The 16642-nt window shown below is 49.2% G+C and carries 12 protein-coding genes and 1 pseudogene; 9 read left to right on the top strand and 4 right to left on the bottom strand.

Annotation, left to right across the window (positions count from 1 at the left end; translation table 11 throughout):
• Positions 1-50 precede the first annotated feature (50 nt).
• The 5 genes from dapC to RHM68_RS05360 all read left to right on the top strand — a co-directional run bounded on the left by dapC (position 51) and on the right by RHM68_RS05360 (position 5742).
• Entirely contained in the window at positions 51-1250 is a 1200-nt protein-coding gene (gene dapC / locus RHM68_RS05380; protein ID WP_322220885.1) for a succinyldiaminopimelate transaminase, read from the top strand.
• 270 nt (positions 1251-1520) lie between these two features.
• Positions 1521-2252 carry a M12 family metallopeptidase gene (locus RHM68_RS05375; RefSeq protein ID WP_322220884.1) on the top strand — a complete coding sequence of 244 codons (732 nt, stop codon included), beginning with the start codon at positions 1521-1523 and terminating at the stop codon, positions 2250-2252.
• A 113-nt stretch (positions 2253-2365) separates the two neighbouring features.
• Positions 2366-3328, top strand: coding sequence for an IS30 family transposase (locus tag RHM68_RS05370; protein WP_322220883.1), 963 nt, complete (start codon positions 2366-2368; stop codon positions 3326-3328).
• An 838-nt stretch (positions 3329-4166) separates the two neighbouring features.
• On the top strand, positions 4167-4919 hold the full coding sequence (locus tag RHM68_RS05365) for a hypothetical protein (RefSeq protein ID WP_322220882.1): 753 nt from the start codon (positions 4167-4169) through the stop codon (positions 4917-4919).
• A 97-nt stretch (positions 4920-5016) separates the two neighbouring features.
• The gene (locus RHM68_RS05360) at positions 5017-5742 is read left to right on the top strand and encodes a M12 family metallopeptidase (RefSeq protein WP_322220881.1); all 726 of its coding nucleotides are present in this window, start codon (positions 5017-5019) and stop codon (positions 5740-5742) included.
• 29 nt (positions 5743-5771) lie between these two features.
• Here the strand turns inward: RHM68_RS05360 and RHM68_RS05355 are convergent.
• Positions 5772-6569: pseudogene (locus tag RHM68_RS05355) on the bottom strand (Na+/H+ antiporter); the annotation flags it as partial.
• A 239-nt stretch (positions 6570-6808) separates the two neighbouring features.
• On the opposite strand from RHM68_RS05355, the gene RHM68_RS05350 reads away from it, so the two are divergent.
• From RHM68_RS05350 to RHM68_RS05335, 4 genes are read left to right on the top strand one after another with little or no spacing between them, the layout of a single operon-like run.
• Positions 6809-9175: a hypothetical protein gene (locus tag RHM68_RS05350; protein ID WP_322220880.1), complete on the top strand. Its 2367-nt coding sequence runs from the start codon at positions 6809-6811 to the stop codon at positions 9173-9175.
• Positions 9168-11246, top strand: a complete 2079-nt coding sequence (locus tag RHM68_RS05345) for a tyrosine-type recombinase/integrase (protein WP_322220879.1) — start codon at positions 9168-9170, stop codon at positions 11244-11246. Before RHM68_RS05350 ends, RHM68_RS05345 begins: the two co-directional genes overlap by 8 nt.
• A gap of 1 nt (position 11247) precedes the next feature.
• On the top strand, positions 11248-12216 hold the full coding sequence (locus tag RHM68_RS05340) for a hypothetical protein (protein ID WP_322220878.1): 969 nt from the start codon (positions 11248-11250) through the stop codon (positions 12214-12216).
• 1 nt (position 12217) lies between these two features.
• Positions 12218-13519 carry a tyrosine-type recombinase/integrase gene (locus tag RHM68_RS05335; protein WP_322220877.1) on the top strand — a complete coding sequence of 434 codons (1302 nt, stop codon included), beginning with the start codon at positions 12218-12220 and terminating at the stop codon, positions 13517-13519.
• A gap of 783 nt (positions 13520-14302) precedes the next feature.
• Here the strand turns inward: RHM68_RS05335 and RHM68_RS05330 are convergent.
• The 3 genes from RHM68_RS05330 to RHM68_RS05320 form a co-directional block, all read right to left on the bottom strand.
• Positions 14303-15465, bottom strand: a protein-coding gene (locus tag RHM68_RS05330) for an IS3 family transposase (protein ID WP_322220497.1) whose coding sequence is annotated in 2 segments (ribosomal slippage) — positions 14303-15213 and positions 15213-15465 — 1164 coding nt in all. Because the reading frame shifts where the segments join, the coding sequence is not laid out codon by codon here.
• Between the two features lie 343 nt (positions 15466-15808).
• Complete coding sequence (locus tag RHM68_RS05325) at positions 15809-16285, bottom strand: hypothetical protein (RefSeq protein ID WP_322220876.1); 477 nt, start codon at positions 16283-16285, stop codon at positions 15809-15811.
• Positions 16282-16491 carry a hypothetical protein gene (locus RHM68_RS05320; protein ID WP_322220875.1) on the bottom strand — a complete coding sequence of 70 codons (210 nt, stop codon included), beginning with the start codon at positions 16489-16491 and terminating at the stop codon, positions 16282-16284. Before RHM68_RS05320 ends, RHM68_RS05325 begins: the two co-directional genes overlap by 4 nt.
• Positions 16492-16642 lie beyond the last annotated feature (151 nt).

The following is a 16642-nucleotide window of genomic DNA, read 5'->3' as shown; positions in this document are numbered from 1 at the left end:
GGGCAAGCCCGACTCCCAAACAAGCCAGCCCCACATTAAAAGAGGCCCCCATGAACAACGCTCTGACCCAGTTGCAGCCTTACCCGTTCGAGAAGCTTCGCGCCCTGCTCGGCAGCGTCACGCCCAACCCGGACAAACGTGCCATCGCCCTGTCCATCGGCGAACCGAAACACCGTTCGCCGAGCTTCGTCGCCGAGGCCCTCGCAAACAATCTGGATCAGATGGCGGTGTACCCGAGCACCCTCGGCATCCCAGCCCTGCGTGAAGCCATCACCGCGTGGTGCGAGCGTCGTTTCAGCATTCCGACTGGCTGGCTCGACCGGGCCCGTAACGTGTTGCCCGTCAACGGCACCCGTGAAGCGTTGTTTGCCTTCACGCAAACCGTGGTCAACCGAGGTGATGACGCGTTGGTGGTCAGTCCCAACCCGTTCTATCAGATCTACGAAGGCGCCGCGTTCCTTGCCGGGGCCGAGCCGCATTATCTACCATGCCTGGATGAAAACGGCTTCAACCCGGATTTCGACGCCGTATCACCCGACATATGGAAACGCTGCCAGATCCTGTTCCTGTGTTCCCCAGGCAACCCGACTGGCGCTCTGATCCCGGTTGAAACCCTGAAGAAGCTGATCGCCCTGGCCGACGAATACGATTTCGTAATCGCAGCCGACGAATGCTACAGCGAACTGTACTTCGATGAACAAACCCCACCCCCCGGCCTGCTCAGCGCTTGCGTGGAACTGGGTCGCAAGGATTTCAAGCGTTGCGTGGTATTCCACAGCCTGTCCAAGCGCTCCAACCTGCCTGGCCTTCGCTCTGGTTTCGTGGCCGGTGACGCCGAGATTCTTAAAGGCTTTCTGCTTTATCGCACCTATCACGGCTGCGCGATGCCGGTTCAGACCCAACTGGCCAGCATCGCTGCCTGGAATGACGAACTGCACGTACAGGCCAACCGTGCGCTGTATCGCGAGAAATACGATGCGGTGCTGGAGATTCTCAGCCCAGTGATGGATGTGCAGCGCCCGGATGGCGGCTTTTACTTGTGGCCGAGCGTTGACGGTGATGACGAAGCGTTTTGCCGCGACCTGTTTGTCGAAGAGCATGTGACTGTGGTGCCGGGTTCTTATCTGTCCCGTGACGTCGACGGCACCAATCCGGGCGCCGGCCGAGTGCGCATGGCGCTCGTCGCCCCGCTCGCAGAGTGCGTGGAAGCCGCGGAACGCATTCGCAATTACATACAACGAAAAAAATAATACTCCTGAAAAAAAATCCGCACCATGCAATGTGGTGCGGATGATATCTGAGTGAGCACATCCAACTAACAAAGCTTTTAAAGAAACACCCGACCAACTTAAGTACTACTTTTTACATCCACTAAAAAATAAACCATTGACGATACAACACATAAAACCACATATATTTTTCACCCGCCTGATTGGCGGTATGCATCTGGATACATCCAGCCCCACACACTATTAACATCAACACCTTCACAATTCATAAACCTCTCAAGGAAGATGAGAATGACCACTATCAGTTTATGCCATTGCATCGAAATCGATCACCAGGCGTCTTACGAGGCCGCGATAAACGAAACCGCTGACAACGCCCCTCCACCATCACCGGGTGGCAGTCAAAAGCGCGGAGTTGCAACCCACTCGAAAATCTGGAAACGCGGCAGAACCCTCAGAGTCGCCTTCCTCAGCACTAACCCTTGGTTTATCGATTCGGTAAAAGGCGCCATCCTTCAGTGGATACCTCACGTCTTTGATGTGCGGATCCGGTTCGTGGCAGACACGGAAGGTGAGATACGCATTACAGAGAAACATCCAGACGGTGGAAACTGGTCCTATCTTGGCACTGATGCGCTTACAGCACCCGCCGGTGAAGCCACCATGCAACTGCAGTGGAGGGGGCTCGATGAACAGTTCTTTGCGACTGTACTGCATGAGTTCGGTCACGCTCTCGGCCTGGAACACGAGCACCAACATCCCGACGCGGATATTCCTTGGGATGAAGATGCAGTCTATGAACACATTGCAAATACCCAAAATTGGCCGAGAAGTCGTATCCACGACAATATTCTAAGAAAACTGGAGCGGAGCCACACAAGAACTTCACCATATGACCGCGAATCAGTCATGCACTATCCCATTGCAGCCAATTGGACGCTGGATGGAACACACAGCAAATTAAATTCACGAATTTCCAAAGGCGATGCGAAATTAGCCGACCAACTTTACAGCGGCCGATAATGCCCCACCTTTAACCCCCTGAATTCATAGAATAAGTGCAACGTTTGAAACGAGAGGCAGAGAGCCAGCCACCGGTAGAATCCAGGCTCTCACACCAAAGGATTCAAGCGCAGATGACCACGCCTTACCGGCAGCTGACTCAGGGCCAACGTTACCAGATTGAAGCCGGCCTGAGGGCTAAAGAGAGTCAAGCAAGCATTGCTAAACAGGTGGGAGTGCATCCTTCGACGATCAGCCGTGAGGTTCGCCGCAACCGTCCTGAAAACATTTACAAAGCGATTTGTGCGACCCAAGAAAGTTATGTCCGCCGTGTGGGTGCCCGTAAATTTTGCAAGCCGATTGCCTGGTTGAGTCATCACCTTGCGATATGGCTCAAGCATGGAATGAGCCCGGAGCAGATTGCTCATCGGCTCAAGCAAGAGAAACCGGATCAAGCGGTCAGCCATGAGTGGATTTATCGGTTTATTGCCACCGACAAACGGGGCGGCGGCGAGCTGTATACGCATCTACGGCACCGTCGAAAGCGCTACCGTAAACGCTATGGAAGCCATGATCGGCGGGGGCAGTTGCGAAATCGGGTGTCGATCACCGAGCGCCCTGCTGAGGTCGAAACCCGCGAACGGCTGGGGGACTGGGAAGGTGACAGGGTGCATGGGGTGGGCGGTAATCTGGTCACCTTGGTTGAGCGTAAAAGCGACTATCTGAGTGCTTACCCAGTCAAGCGTCGAACTCGCCGCCAAGTCACTCGGGCGATCAATTTACAGTTCAATGGGCATGTGGTGCATACGTTGACACTGGACAACGGCAAGGAGTTTGCCGGCCATGAGCGCATCGCGCACAAGAGTCGTTGTAGGGTGTATTTTGCCGACCCGTATTCGTCCTGCCAGCGCGGTACGAATGAAAATACCAACGGTTTGCTCCGCCAGTATTTCCCCAAGGGCAGTGACTTCAGCAAACTAACCGTTGCCGCTGTAAACCGGGTGGTCGCGCAGATCAATTTACGCCCTCGCAAACGCCTGGGCTGGAAGACACCTTACGAAGTTTATGCAGGGGTGAGCGTTGCACTTATGTGTTGAATTCAGGACTCGAAAATTATAAGTAGTCCGATATAAAAACCCGCACGGCGCAATGCCGTGCGGGTTTAATCGACGTCAAGTAATAACTCGATTCATATTTCAACTTAACAACCTGACGTATCTCGCTTAGCCTTTCATTGCAAACTAAACACCTAAACAAATTAGGTATTTTTTTAACGCACATAAAAATCAGCAATAAAAAACCACAGCCCTTGCAAACTAATAAACCCGTCTAACGAATAGACATATCATCCAGCAGCAACAGAAGAAAATACAAACAATGAAATAACATCAGGAGCTGGCACACGACATAAATGTTCGGCCAGCACTCGAAGTAAATCCTGACAAATGGACGGACGCGTAATATTATTTTTTTCGACGCCTTGCCTGAGCGTCTAAAAAGACCAAACTGAAATTCTTATCAGACAATTGTAATATTCCACCAATCTGACGTTCAACTTTAACCACGAAGTACAAGGAGATATACGCACCTAGACGATTACCGAGCAAAACTCGTCTTACATAGAAACCAAAACCTGGACTTCAATTTATTTACACCCCCACCAACTTACCATACGCTTAGCGAGCCTTACGACAGGGACTTAGTTATACACTACAGAGCCATTAAAGAACTGAATCTGGGTGACTGACAAGCAGATGATAACTTTCGAGCCAGCAAGCCAGACCGAAAAAACAGCCGCAGCGCTTATCCAAAACCAAGCACTTCACCTTATTCCTGACAGACAGCGCATCAAAGTAAAAGCAATACAAAAACATTAAACTTACAGTCTCACTAATGAAACCGAGACACCCCACATCAAAAACATGGAAGTTTTACATGAATAATGCACTCGCCTGCCTGATTAAAAACCCCGACGACATTAATGCCTCTTATGAAGTTGCAATCGGCGAAAACCCGGCAAATGGTCACACCACAGAATCGCGTCGAAGCAAACGCGCCGTCATCAAGCACACTCACTACTGGGCTGCGGGTCGCACGTTGCGCATTGCCTTTCTGGACGGAGATCAAGCCTTCAGGGATGCAACCAAAGCCGCCGCAAATAACTGGTTGCCGCACATCAACCTGAAGTTCGAGTTCGTCGAAGGCAACGAGGGTGACATCCGCATTGCCGTTACGCCCGGCACCTACTGGTCGAGTATTGGCACCGATGCTCTACTGGAGACTGAGGGGCCGACCATGGGCCTGTCGCCGGATAGGCTTTGGCCTGCATTTTTTGCCGCCAATGTGATGCACGAATTTGGGCATGTACTGGGTGCCCAACATGAGCACCAACACCCCGAAGCTGACATTCCCTGGAACAAAAAAGCGGTCTACGAGGCACATAGCGCTGATGAGTTCGCTGACGAAGATCATTACACCCGTACCATTATCGATGCGCGGTACTTCAATCGTCTGGACGCCAGTGAAGTCAGTTACTCGGCCTATGATCGACTGTCCATCATGCACTACGCCGTCCGTCAGGGCTGGACCCACGGTGACTTCAAGATTGATCTTAACTTGGTGCTCAGCGAAAAAGACAAGGCGTTCATGGCCAAAGCCTACCCTTACCCGACCGTTCAAGCTCAGTAAATCAAGCTCACACAACTCACAACCTGTTAACCCTGCAACAACAGCGTAACGCTATTCAGCCACCTAACATAACTCTATTAAATACCAAGGCTAAAAAATGAATTACAAACCTTGCAGTACCCTGCACAACATCGACGAGCGCGACTCCTTTGAAGCCGCCACTACCGAGCGAAAAGAAAACGAACCGACCAACAACTCCCGCCGATCAAAAAGAAGTGTCGGCATTCACACCAAATACTGGCGTGCGGGCCGCACACTCAATATTGCCATGTATGACGAAGATGAGGAAACCATCCAAAAAATCAAAAGCATTGCAAAAAAGTGGCTGAAACATACCAACCTTAAAGTTAACTTCATTTCAGGAGAAGTGGGAGACATTCGAATTTATATCAATTTTCTCGGCGACGGTGGAGGGTCTTCCGCGATCGGGACGGACGCTTTGACTTTAGCACCGCACCGTCCAACCATGGTATTGAATATCGACCCCACGGACCCCAGGTTTGATTATGTTGTGCTGCACGAGTTCGGCCATGTACTGGGCCTGCATCACGAGCATCAACATCCTGACGCCGATATTCCATGGGACCGACCAAAAGTCTATGCATCGTATAAACAAAAATTTGGCTGGAGTCGTGAAGTCGTAGACAGTGATGTTTTTCCGCTATCGCGTTCTGCAAATACTACCTACGGCGATTACGACCGCCATTCCGTCATGCATTACAGCGTTTCCCGAGAAACCACTACCGGTGGCTGGGAACAGCGTGAAAACCTGACACTCAGCACAAAAGACATCGCAACTGTGCGCAACGCTTACCCAAAGTGATTCACCGGCAGGCGGCATCAATGTCACGCTTATTTCACCTGACCAAGATTCGCCTCACTCAAATCCAGCTCACCCAACACCTCGCGTAACACGTCATCCCCAATCTGGTGATGACGACTGAGGCTGTAGAGCTCCAGGCGCTGGGCCCGCAGCGCCTTCAACCGTAAACGTCGTTCCAGCAAGTCCATCTGAAATGCCAACGCCTGGGCTTCGGCGGAATCGTTAAAAACCTCGAGTTGATGACGATACTCGGACATGATTCGGGCCTTGAGTTCGACTGCCAACGCTGCTTCCGCCGCGTCCTGAGGGCTAGCGTCCTCGGTCTCAAGCGAATGAATGGCCGCTTCGGCCGTCTTGCGCCAAGCCTCTCGCACTTCATTGCGACGCTTGTCGTCGGGGCCTTTTTCGATCCCGCGCAGCAACAATGGCAACGCAATACAGGCCGCGATCAGCGATAGCAGGATCACGCCCGCGGCGATAAAAATCAGCAGATCCCGCTCGGGAAATGCATCGCCGCCCAGCAGCAGTGGCACCGACAACACGCCCGCCAGGGTCACCGCACCGCGCACACCGCCAACCGTCAGCAACCAACAGGCGCGCGCGGTAAGCAGCAGCGTCGGCTCGGCCTTGCCGCGCCAGCGCCGTAACAGCACGGACAACCGCCAAACGCTCTGCACCCAGACAAAACGCAGCACCAGTAGCACCAGAAAAATCGCCAGCACGTCCAGGCAGCGGTACAGCAACGTTGGCCACATCGAGGTTTCATGACTGGCGACGGCTTTGATGATGTCGGGCAACTGCAACCCCAGCAGAAGAAAGATCAAACCTTAGTTTGCTTTCTAACATGTTGTAAACAAATATATTTAGTTTACTATCCAAAAAATGTAAACGCTTGGGGAGTGAGGTATGAAAGCTTTGGTTAGAGCGCGGTGGCGGGATTCAAGCCCAAAGGACTTAGGTTGGGCCTTGGCTTTTGGGGGAGCGGTGCGACCGAATCCATCCCATGCGAGCGGTTCAAATGCTTGGTTAGAGGATCTCAGTGGGCTGCCGTCGGGCGAGGCTTACCTTGACTGAGCCTTTCGATGACCAGCTAAAAACCACCGAGATGGGCAGTCAGAGAACCTCTTCGCTAGCAACTGAATACAGCGGCGGTGCGACCCAAAAGGAAATGACCGGAGGCCTTGCAGTAGAGGCGGGAGCGCGCCCGGAAGAAGGCGGCCAAGACGAAGCGAGCGTTATATCGGAACTGCCGATCAGAGCAGTGAATGCTTCCAACGGCGTATCTGTATTCTGCAGCTACATGAATCATCCGAGCTGGGATCCAACGACAAACATATGCCTCAGCTTTCACTACATCATGGTGAAGTGTGCACCTAGCAGAGTTTCAGCATGGGCGTATCAACTGCGCCTGGCAATCGTTTACTTCCTTGACTTCATGTCTCTATACAACGCAAAACATGCTCTACCACTGCAAATCCGCCATATCAAAGACATTACACCTAGTCTATTTAAAAAATTTGCACAGCACCTGAATAAGATCGGGAAAGGGGCCATTCACGCCTCAAAATTAAAGTCTTGCATCCTAATCGCAGCTAGAGAAACCGGTGTCATCCCAAGCCTCAATTTACCAAATCTGAAAATCAATCGTAATTCCGACACCGAACCTTTATCCGAAGATGGGGTAGCAACGCTAACCAAAGCAACACAGGAGATCGTCGAGTCTCTTCGTGAAATGGTCTCGAGAAGATACGAAATTGATAATGCTGTTCCTTACACGCTCGAAGAGCTACAAGATCATTGGATAGTACGTCTAACCAAGCTAGACATATTTACCTGGTATAAACATCGGCTTTTGAGCAACATGCCTATCGTAAAAGCTCAGCTAATGGCGCGACTAGATAAATGCGCTGATCCCGAAATATCCACACTTTCTAAAAACCCTGATTTTTTAGCGCTATTTGCAGAATTATACAAGAGTTCAGGAGAAGATGTCGTTGTTCCCCCTGATTACGATCCGCACCCCACCAGCGGCAAGGGATGGTGGAACACCAAACTAGATCCGCATCGTGTGGTCAAAACGTTAATCGGACACGGCTATCCGCTAAAATTCAGCCGAGAATGTCTTGCGATTGATTACAGCAGCGCCACACTATTTAATTATGACAATCTTGATGACGCTGTAAAAATGATAATTCACAAATTATCATATGTTCGCTCAATATTTAACAAAAAATGGGGCGACACGGAAGGAATGATGCTCTCCATGGATGAACACATGGAGCTTTACTACCCAAACTCCAAAGACATAGCCGGCCTAGTATTATTCATGATGCTTCAAGCTGGCTGGAACAAAGAGACTGTAGTTGACATCGACAAAAACAACTTCCTACACGGCCTCACCTCTGCCATTGAAGAAAATATTAAATTGATCTTTGCAGAGAAGAACAGAGGCCAAGGCGCAAACTTACCATATTTTGCTCCCAAACAGATGTTATCAACGTCAGACAGTGACAACCCGTACTCAACATATAACTTGATATTGTTATCCAAGGAAATTTCAGCTCCGCTTGCCGCCTATGTCGAGCATTTAATAGATCCTCTAAGAAACAAGCCAGTTAACAGTATGTATGCGTTTCTAAGGCCCTTGAATGCTTGGGCTCGCGCAGAGGGCCAAGCAGCAGGTGCGATAGATTACGGCGGGGATTTTGCTTATGCAGTCAATCAACTTTTGTCGTTACACGAAGTCATTGAAAATGGCGCTAGAATTACCAGCGCCAGCAATCTAACAGGTAGGCTTCGGGCGACATGGCTGTACTATAACGCGGAACATACCCCATACGCATTTCTATCACAAATGATGGGGCACGAATCACGTGATACTACGGATGAGTCTTATGATAACTCTCCAGTCGCACGTGCCAAACGTACAAAGCGCCTTCGATCAGCACTGGAACGGATAGTAGAATTACTTCGAGCCAGAAAATTCCAAGGTTTGCTGTGTAAGCAGGCAAGCCAGATAGCCAACTCGGACTTGAGCATAATCCACCTCCCTTATTTTGAAAAGGCGCTGTGGGCTTGTAGTGATCGTCATAAACCAGATTGGCCTGGAGCAGTGAAATTAGATGAGGGTGTTAAATGTGTAGGACTGGAACACTGTATTTTTTGCAGTAGACTAAGGATCTTGGAAGACTCCCTTCCCTTTTTGATCGAGCGACTTTCCCATATTGGCGAACTTCTTCGGGACAGGGCATATACCGAGTTCGGATCACAACTCGAGGCAGAGCAGGAAGAGATTGAGGTCATCCTAGAGAACTGGAACGATGAAGATGCGATTCAAGAAGCAATACGTTATCGTGCAGCAAACTCTCCTCTTTTGCCCCGAGAAATGCGTGATCTAAAACTGATCTTTAAAACCGGTGACTTGAATGAATGACGTAGAATACGCACAGTCTCTCGTGGATGAGTTTGAACTTGACTTACTTGATGCTGCTGAACAAGAGCTAGAAAGTCTTCTACTTGAGACAGAACATAGCTCTCAGGTGCATCGAAGTGAGCTGATCGACAAGCTTTCTGCAAGTGGAGGAAACTTCCCTGTTACCCCGTCATCCCTCTATTTGGATACAGCATGGAAGCTTGATACTCATCGCTTCTCTGACGTAATTTCCATCCGTTTCGAGCATGTGGTTCCCGGTGCGAACGAACTCAAAAGGGCGCTATCATTCTATCTGCTCCCTGAAAATTCCCTGATGCATGGCATAAACAGCAACAAGTCAACGCTCACGTACTGCAATGACTTCAGTGCTCTTGAGAAATACCTCTTCATAGATACTCATCTTGAGGTGAATACAGCGCACCTTGAACTTATAAGCTCCAAGCTCATCAACGAAGCGCTTGACAGGGCAAAGAACTCCAACATCCCATATCAATATTTCGGACTGTATCGAATCCTGAAACTTTGGATAATCGTTTCTGAAAATGGGCTGATTCCCGAAGAGCTCCGAATCACCGTTCCGCTGAACAAGATGGAAAGCCCTGAGCGTAAAGCGGACATGATGAATGTCTTCAAGGGAACATATCAGACCTGGGTTTCTTTTTCAGAGAACGAACTGGCACACCTTATGGAATATGCACTTTTTTGGATTGAGAAAGCAGCACCAGAACTTGCACTTCTGGAACCACATATTGATGCAGCCCTTAAAGCAAATCCGAACGGCAAGACAATTCGATCAAAGGTTGACGAAGAGCTTGAGAAGAAGTTTCGCGTAGTGGTGGAAGGACGTACGGTTATGGAGCTAAATCGTACAAAAACGAGTCATCAGCGGGCAGGAAATAACTGGCTATATACGTGGAAAACCAACTGGTACACGGCACTGGATCATGTCAGAAACTCCATATTCATAATGATTGCCTTAATTAGCGGGGCACGGGCTTCCGAGCTTGCTCCGTTAAGTGTTAGCGACATCACCAACGATAATGCAGAAGGCACAGGGAATTTCTGGTTACGCATTGTGCGATTTAAAACCGCGAATGACCCTAACTACAACGGTGAAGTCGAACACTTACCGTTGCCGGACTTTATTGCTCAAAGTGCTATAGCGTACAGTAAACTTCGCAACATAGGTCGTAAAAGTCAGCGGCATTGGCTGTTTCGCAGTAATGCAAGCAAGAGGATGCCTAATGAAATTCAGCAGTTTACCCCACAGATCCTTGATCACATTATCACTCAGCTTCGCGAACAACTACCAATTGAGCGTTTACACGTTCACAGATTTCGAAAAACCATTGCGGAAATTTTGATCAACCAGGACGAACGCAATATCGACTTGATCCGAGCGCTTTTCGGCCATAAAACTTTCAAGATGACGATGCAATATATTGCGCGCAACCCGGCTATGGTTCGGACAGTGGCGATGACGATAGAACACTCTTTTACCGAAGAACTCAAAGAAATTATTGCCGCCATCCGTGAAGGTTCGTATTCCGGTCAAACAGCGATTCGAATATCAGAGCAAATGGCGGCGAAGCTCGACGATTTTGAAGGCCGGCGTATTCCGCTTTCAGTTTTCGATTACGTGTCCAACCTCTTGGCGGGCGGAAAACCACTATTCATCAAACGGACGGCTGTCGGTACCTATTGCGTGACTGCTGAGCAGTTTCGTCAAGACAACCTCCCTCCATGCATCAAAGGTCGTGATTTCGGCGACGCTATCCCGAAGCCTGATCCATCCAACTGCCATTATGAATGCAGAAAAATCGTAGTTGTAGGCAAGGCGCGAACTGCACTAACGGACAATATCAAATTCTATCAAAGGATTCTGGACAACGATGCGGTTACCTTGCCTGATCGCACCAGGAATGAAATTATTCGCAAGATCAAATCATACCGTTTTCATTTGGACAATCTGACGCTGAGCACTTTCCATACCCACCACCCTGATTTTGATAATACGCAACAACAGCGCATGGAAAAACAGGGTACTCTCATTTCGCTAGCTGAGGTTTGATATGAGCTCAGAAACCCGCAACCGCCTGATTAAAATAATAGTAGATCATTACTATTCGGCTGCAGGAAAAAAACTGCACGTTGGCAAAATTGCAGATGAAGCAGGAATAAGCCGTCAATCGTTGCAAAGATACTACAGCGACTTAGTAGAATATATAAAAGGCAATAGAAACATCGATGACCTGTTGCCTGGCCACGAACCTACTGCTGTGACGCAACTTCTTCTAAACGCTCAGAAACGCGTTACCGACCTAGAGTTAAGCTTGCAAAATATTGAAAAAAAACATGAAGCAGAACTGATTGCTGTCCGCGAACGCTATACAACCTCGCTAATGCAGGGCGATCTCATCAGCTTTGACAACAGCAATATTAACGTTACCCTTGAAAAACAAAGCAGCCTAATCAGCAGCTATACAGCACAGATAAATGAGCTCAAAGCACGGCTAACTAATTCTACAATTAAAAAAACCGAAAACGATTTAACATTGTTAAGTGGATCCAGAATCATACTCGACCTTGATCTAAAATCAGCGAACGCCACCTACAAAAAAAACAAAGACTACAAATCCTATTCGGAATCCAAGCACGAAAAAATCCAGCGTCAGTTTGTAAAGCTCAACGACTTTGCCGACAAAAGTATTCACTTAATTATATTCATTGATAAATTTTTGTGCGACCTTCCTTACTTCTTAGAAAGACTTCCTCCAAACTCATCAGACGAAATAGTCTTGAGACTTCCTATATTCGATACTGCAGACCTCAAGAACCACCTTCGAAAGATACCAAAAAGCTTTCAAACCTCTATATATGTTCCTGAATGCAGAACTATTGCCGATGCCGTTGCGCAGCGAAAGTTTCGAGCATCAAGCGCTCCTTTAGAAGAGCTTGAATATGCTGAAAAAGCTGATTACGTGCACCTTTCCAAGGGTGTGGATCGTGTCGTTTACTTCAGCGTGGATAATGGAAAATAGCATGATCATCATCACGAAAAAATATGTATCCTATATTAACCCTGATTCCAACAGAGAAGTATCACATTTCATTCTAATTCACGAAACCACAAAGCACAGCATTTTACTAAGCCATGCAAATCTATTCTTACAATCTCAAACCAGGCAATCTAAAAAAACATCATCGAGGTACGCTAGCGTAATCTCTATGTTTTACAGGTATCTTTCTACTCTTGAAGATTTCCAAGGCTTCTCCCCTAGTGAGTACCATCTCCACGTGCACAATAAAAATGTGAAGAGGTGGCAGACTTTCCGTGAGATCAAGCGTAAGTCTAAAGAGTCTATACGACCGTCCTCTAAGACTATTTTTGATGAAGCTAAGCTATTGATGAATTATTTTCGCTGGCTGAGTGAAAATAACTTTTACACTGGCGTTAACGTTTTATTGAAGAACTGGATCCCTCCATTCAAGAGTGCGAGATACCAGGAATATGTCTCCTACAAAGCGATCAGAGTATTCGATTCAACTAGCATTCGCGTCTTGGACAAAGAAAACCGCCAAGCGTCGATAAGTGACCAACTGATCACTCCATATGAAATCAAACAATTGATGGAGAGCTACTCAGATCCGGTTTACGCGGCGCTATTTCATTTTGCATTAGATACCGCAATGCGCCCTATGGATTTATGTCGTTTCCCCTACTTTGGTAATGGTGACAACAGTCATATCATGCCGTATTCATCAATGACATTTGAGGAATCGACCGTTAACTACGCAGTAAGCAATAGCAAAGGCAACAAATCCAGAGACATTCTCATTCACAGAGACGCCCTGCAGGCATTGGAAGAAAACTATATCAAACCCTACTATGCAGAGCGTGCCAAAAAATATCGTAAGCGCTACGGCACCAAACCTCCGCTTTCGGTTTTATTTCTCAACAAGGATGGCCGTCCTGTCACACCCGATACTATTTCAGGTCGTACAGTTGCAGCCAAGAAAAAAGCGATGGCTAACAATAGCAACCTAAGGAAGAACATTCGATTCTACGACAGCCGAAACTGGTGGCCGACCCAATATATTATTAGATCATTCGGAGACGACTTATTGAAATCCAATGAAATACTGTTCAACTATGCTGTCGCTCAAGTTTTGCAAAGGCAAATGGGACACACTTTTTTAAAGACAACATTTGATCACTACATAGGTATGGCACGAGTCATCCTATCGATGCATCAAGGACGTAAGATGGAGATTTTCAACGCCTCTGATTTCTCCGCTACAGCGTTTATGAGCGCATTCAAAGGCAGAGGGCTCGATACGTGAATTTCGGCTGTCCCAACCTTGGGCGTGAGGTTTAATTCAAGTCGCTGGCTGCCTTAATTTAATCTCGCACTCCAGGCCGTCATCGATTTGGATGGTTCCAGCGTTGCGAACGCGCCAACCCAGCAGGACATGGGAAATAATTCGCAGGAGCGGTGCGAGGCGGGGCACGTCGTCAATAGCCCGCATCCAATGCGTTACCTATGCAATCCACTCCTGATAGAGCCATCAGACCTTCCAGCAACAAGTCGTCCCATTCAGGTCAAGTTTTACCAAAACACTCCGTTTTCAAAGTATGTAAACGCTGGCACTCATTCAACACCTGGATTTCTCCAACATCACCCGAGGTAATCGCCAACGACCAACCTGGGCGGTTGATCGATTACTTCCTGTCGTCCGGTATGCTTCTTCTTTTCTCCTTTGAAAAAGCTTTCAGGCTCAGCGCAATGGCTGGTGCTACGGCTAGTGAGCTCTGAGAGCGGCTCAACGGGTGTGTAATCGTCGTAGGTGATACGCATTGCATTCCCTCGCAGTTCTATAACAAATCTTTCGTAGTCATCGCCAGCAAGTTTGGCTCGACTCAAGCCCCAATGGAATAGCAAATCCTTGTCCGAAAATGGATGCCTTCATGTGAAGCCATGATGCAGAACCAGAATTATCCGCGCTTACGTACACAACCGCGACCCACCGTTACACATGCGGTCTTTACAGCCTCGGGGCACTTGCAACTTATTCTGCGCAACATCCTGAAAAATTCATATCTCCGCCGAGTGGTGACTGTAGTGGTCAACTAATCCCGGACACGACGTTAAGTTTTTTCTCGGCCTGAGCTGGCGCGAGCCCAGCGTTGAATTGATGGGGCCGAATCCAGTTGTACCGATGCATCAAAAAATGACTGATGTCGCGCTGGGCCTCTTGGGCCGTTCGGTAGCCCGTGGTTGGAATCCATTCGGTTTTCAAACTCCGAAATACCCGCTCCATCGGCGCATTGTCCCAGCAGTTTCCTCGGCGACTCATGCTCTGGCGCATTCGATAACGCCAGAGCCGCTGGCGGAACAAACGGCTCGCATACTGCGACCCTTGATCCGAGTGAAACAGCAACCCCTGAGGCCTTCCACGTTGCTGGTAGGCCATGTCCAGCGCCTTGATAACCAGCTCGGCGTCCGGCTTTTCCGACAATGCCCAGCCCACTATCCGACGCGCACAAAGATCCAGCACAACAGCCAGGTAGTGCCATTTGCCTTGGGCCCAGATGTAAGTAATGTCGCCGCACCAGACCTGATTGGGCGCGGGGACATCGAACTCCCGATTCAACGTATTCGGGATATCCAGTCGTTCAACCGTCGCTCGTTTATAGGCGTGAGAACCAGGCTGTTTGCTCACAAGCTCAAGTTCGCGCATTAAGCTACGTACTTTGAACCGGCCCAGTTGCTCACCGTCTTCACGCATCATCGACAAGATGCTGCGGCTGCCCGCAGCACTGCGACTTTGCGTGAACAGTTCATTGACCCGACTGCGTAGCCGAAGCCGCTCAACATCAGGAGTCCGGCGTCTGAGACGCTGGGCGTAGAAACACGAGCGGGTGACTTCAAACACCTTGCACAGCCAATCAACCGGCTCGTGGACGCTCAGCTGGTCAATCAGCGCGAACGCTCGTGATCTTCCGACATCAAGAGCGCGGTAGCCTTTTTTAAGATGGATTTCTCTCGCTCAAGTCGAGCGATACGAGCTTCCAGTTCCTGAATTTTCTGCTGTTCCGGTGTCAGCGCCTTGCTCTGCGGGGTAACGCCTTGGCGTTCCTTCTGGACTTGATCGACCCAACGGCGCAAGGCCGATTCGCCGACACCGAGTGAACGGCTGGCTTCGATGTAGCTGTAGTTTTGCTTGAGTACGAGGTCGGCAGCCTCGCGTTTGAATTCAGCGGAAAACACACGGCGTTGTTTGGTCATCTGACACCTCGATCTGGCGAGCATTCTCGCCTAAATGGGTGTCCGGTTTCATTAGACCACTACACATCAGCTGTATCGAACTGCCGTACGGTTGCACCGATCTCAGACACGATGTCTACCATGAGCAGCCGTAACGTAGGATCGTCTTCTACGACGACTATTTCTCCATGGATCGGTAGCAAACCTTCCCAATTTACGTTCACTCTTAATGTCCTCAGCCGGTTGATAGCCAGCGTTTCCGAATTCATTCGGAGTGTATTAGCAAACCCAAGTTCTGCCCAGACCGTCAAATGTTGATACCAGCACCGACTTGAGGGCTGCTTTCAGGAACGTGGTAGTGCCCTTACTGCGAGCTTATCCAAGCCTCCACTTTGTGCAGCCTGCCAACCTTGAAGAGCTTGGGCTTTGCCGCCTCCAGTATCTCGAGTAGTCGTTGTTTCTCTGATGGGGATGGGAACCACTCATTAATCACAACATTGCAGTGCTCGGACTCGCTCAGTGTCCACTTCGCGATCATGTCGGCGGTGGCTCGATAGTGATCCGCCATGTAAAGCTGCCGACCTTCTACAGACCAGCCAAGCCTCGCCATATGCTCAGTGACGTCAACGATGCCTTCGTCGCTGAAAAAACTGGTAGTGTCAGGATAGTGAATGCCTGCGAGCGAAACCTTGGCTACGCCAGATTCTCGGTCGAAGTACGATAGGAAATGCCACCCACCTGTAGTGCTTCCTGGATGCGGGAAATTGATGGCGGCCTTTCCAGTGATGTAGTGCGGACGGGAAACGCGTTTGAGATCAAAATCAAATAGCGGCTGAGTCATGGGAGCCTGCTGAGACGCGCAAAGCCCTGTTTTATGTGGCCTGCGTTCTCGCCGATTGCCTCCAAGGCGCCCCGGACGTTATCTCCTACATCCGCATGACCGTGCGCTTCTACGTGGAGGGTCAACTCCATTATTGCTGCCTCCAAGGCGAGCTGGTTTTGATACATCCTTTCCAGAACGTCTGACAGGGAGTATTCACTGGGCATTTATGTGGGCTCCTTAAAAAATCAACATCGCGAGTCAGGGGTGACGAGTAGACGCTTTCCTGACATTCCCTACAGCTCATCATCATTGAACTAATCATCAGACGCACGCCCCTAAAGTCGTGTTGGTAGCCACTCGACCAAGTCTGTATGG

The organism is Pseudomonas sp. DC1.2 (assembly GCF_034351645.1).
Classification (GTDB): Bacteria; Pseudomonadota; Gammaproteobacteria; order Pseudomonadales; family Pseudomonadaceae; genus Aquipseudomonas.
Note: the sequence above shows the minus strand (reverse complement) of the source record. Positions and strands in the feature narration are given on the sequence as shown.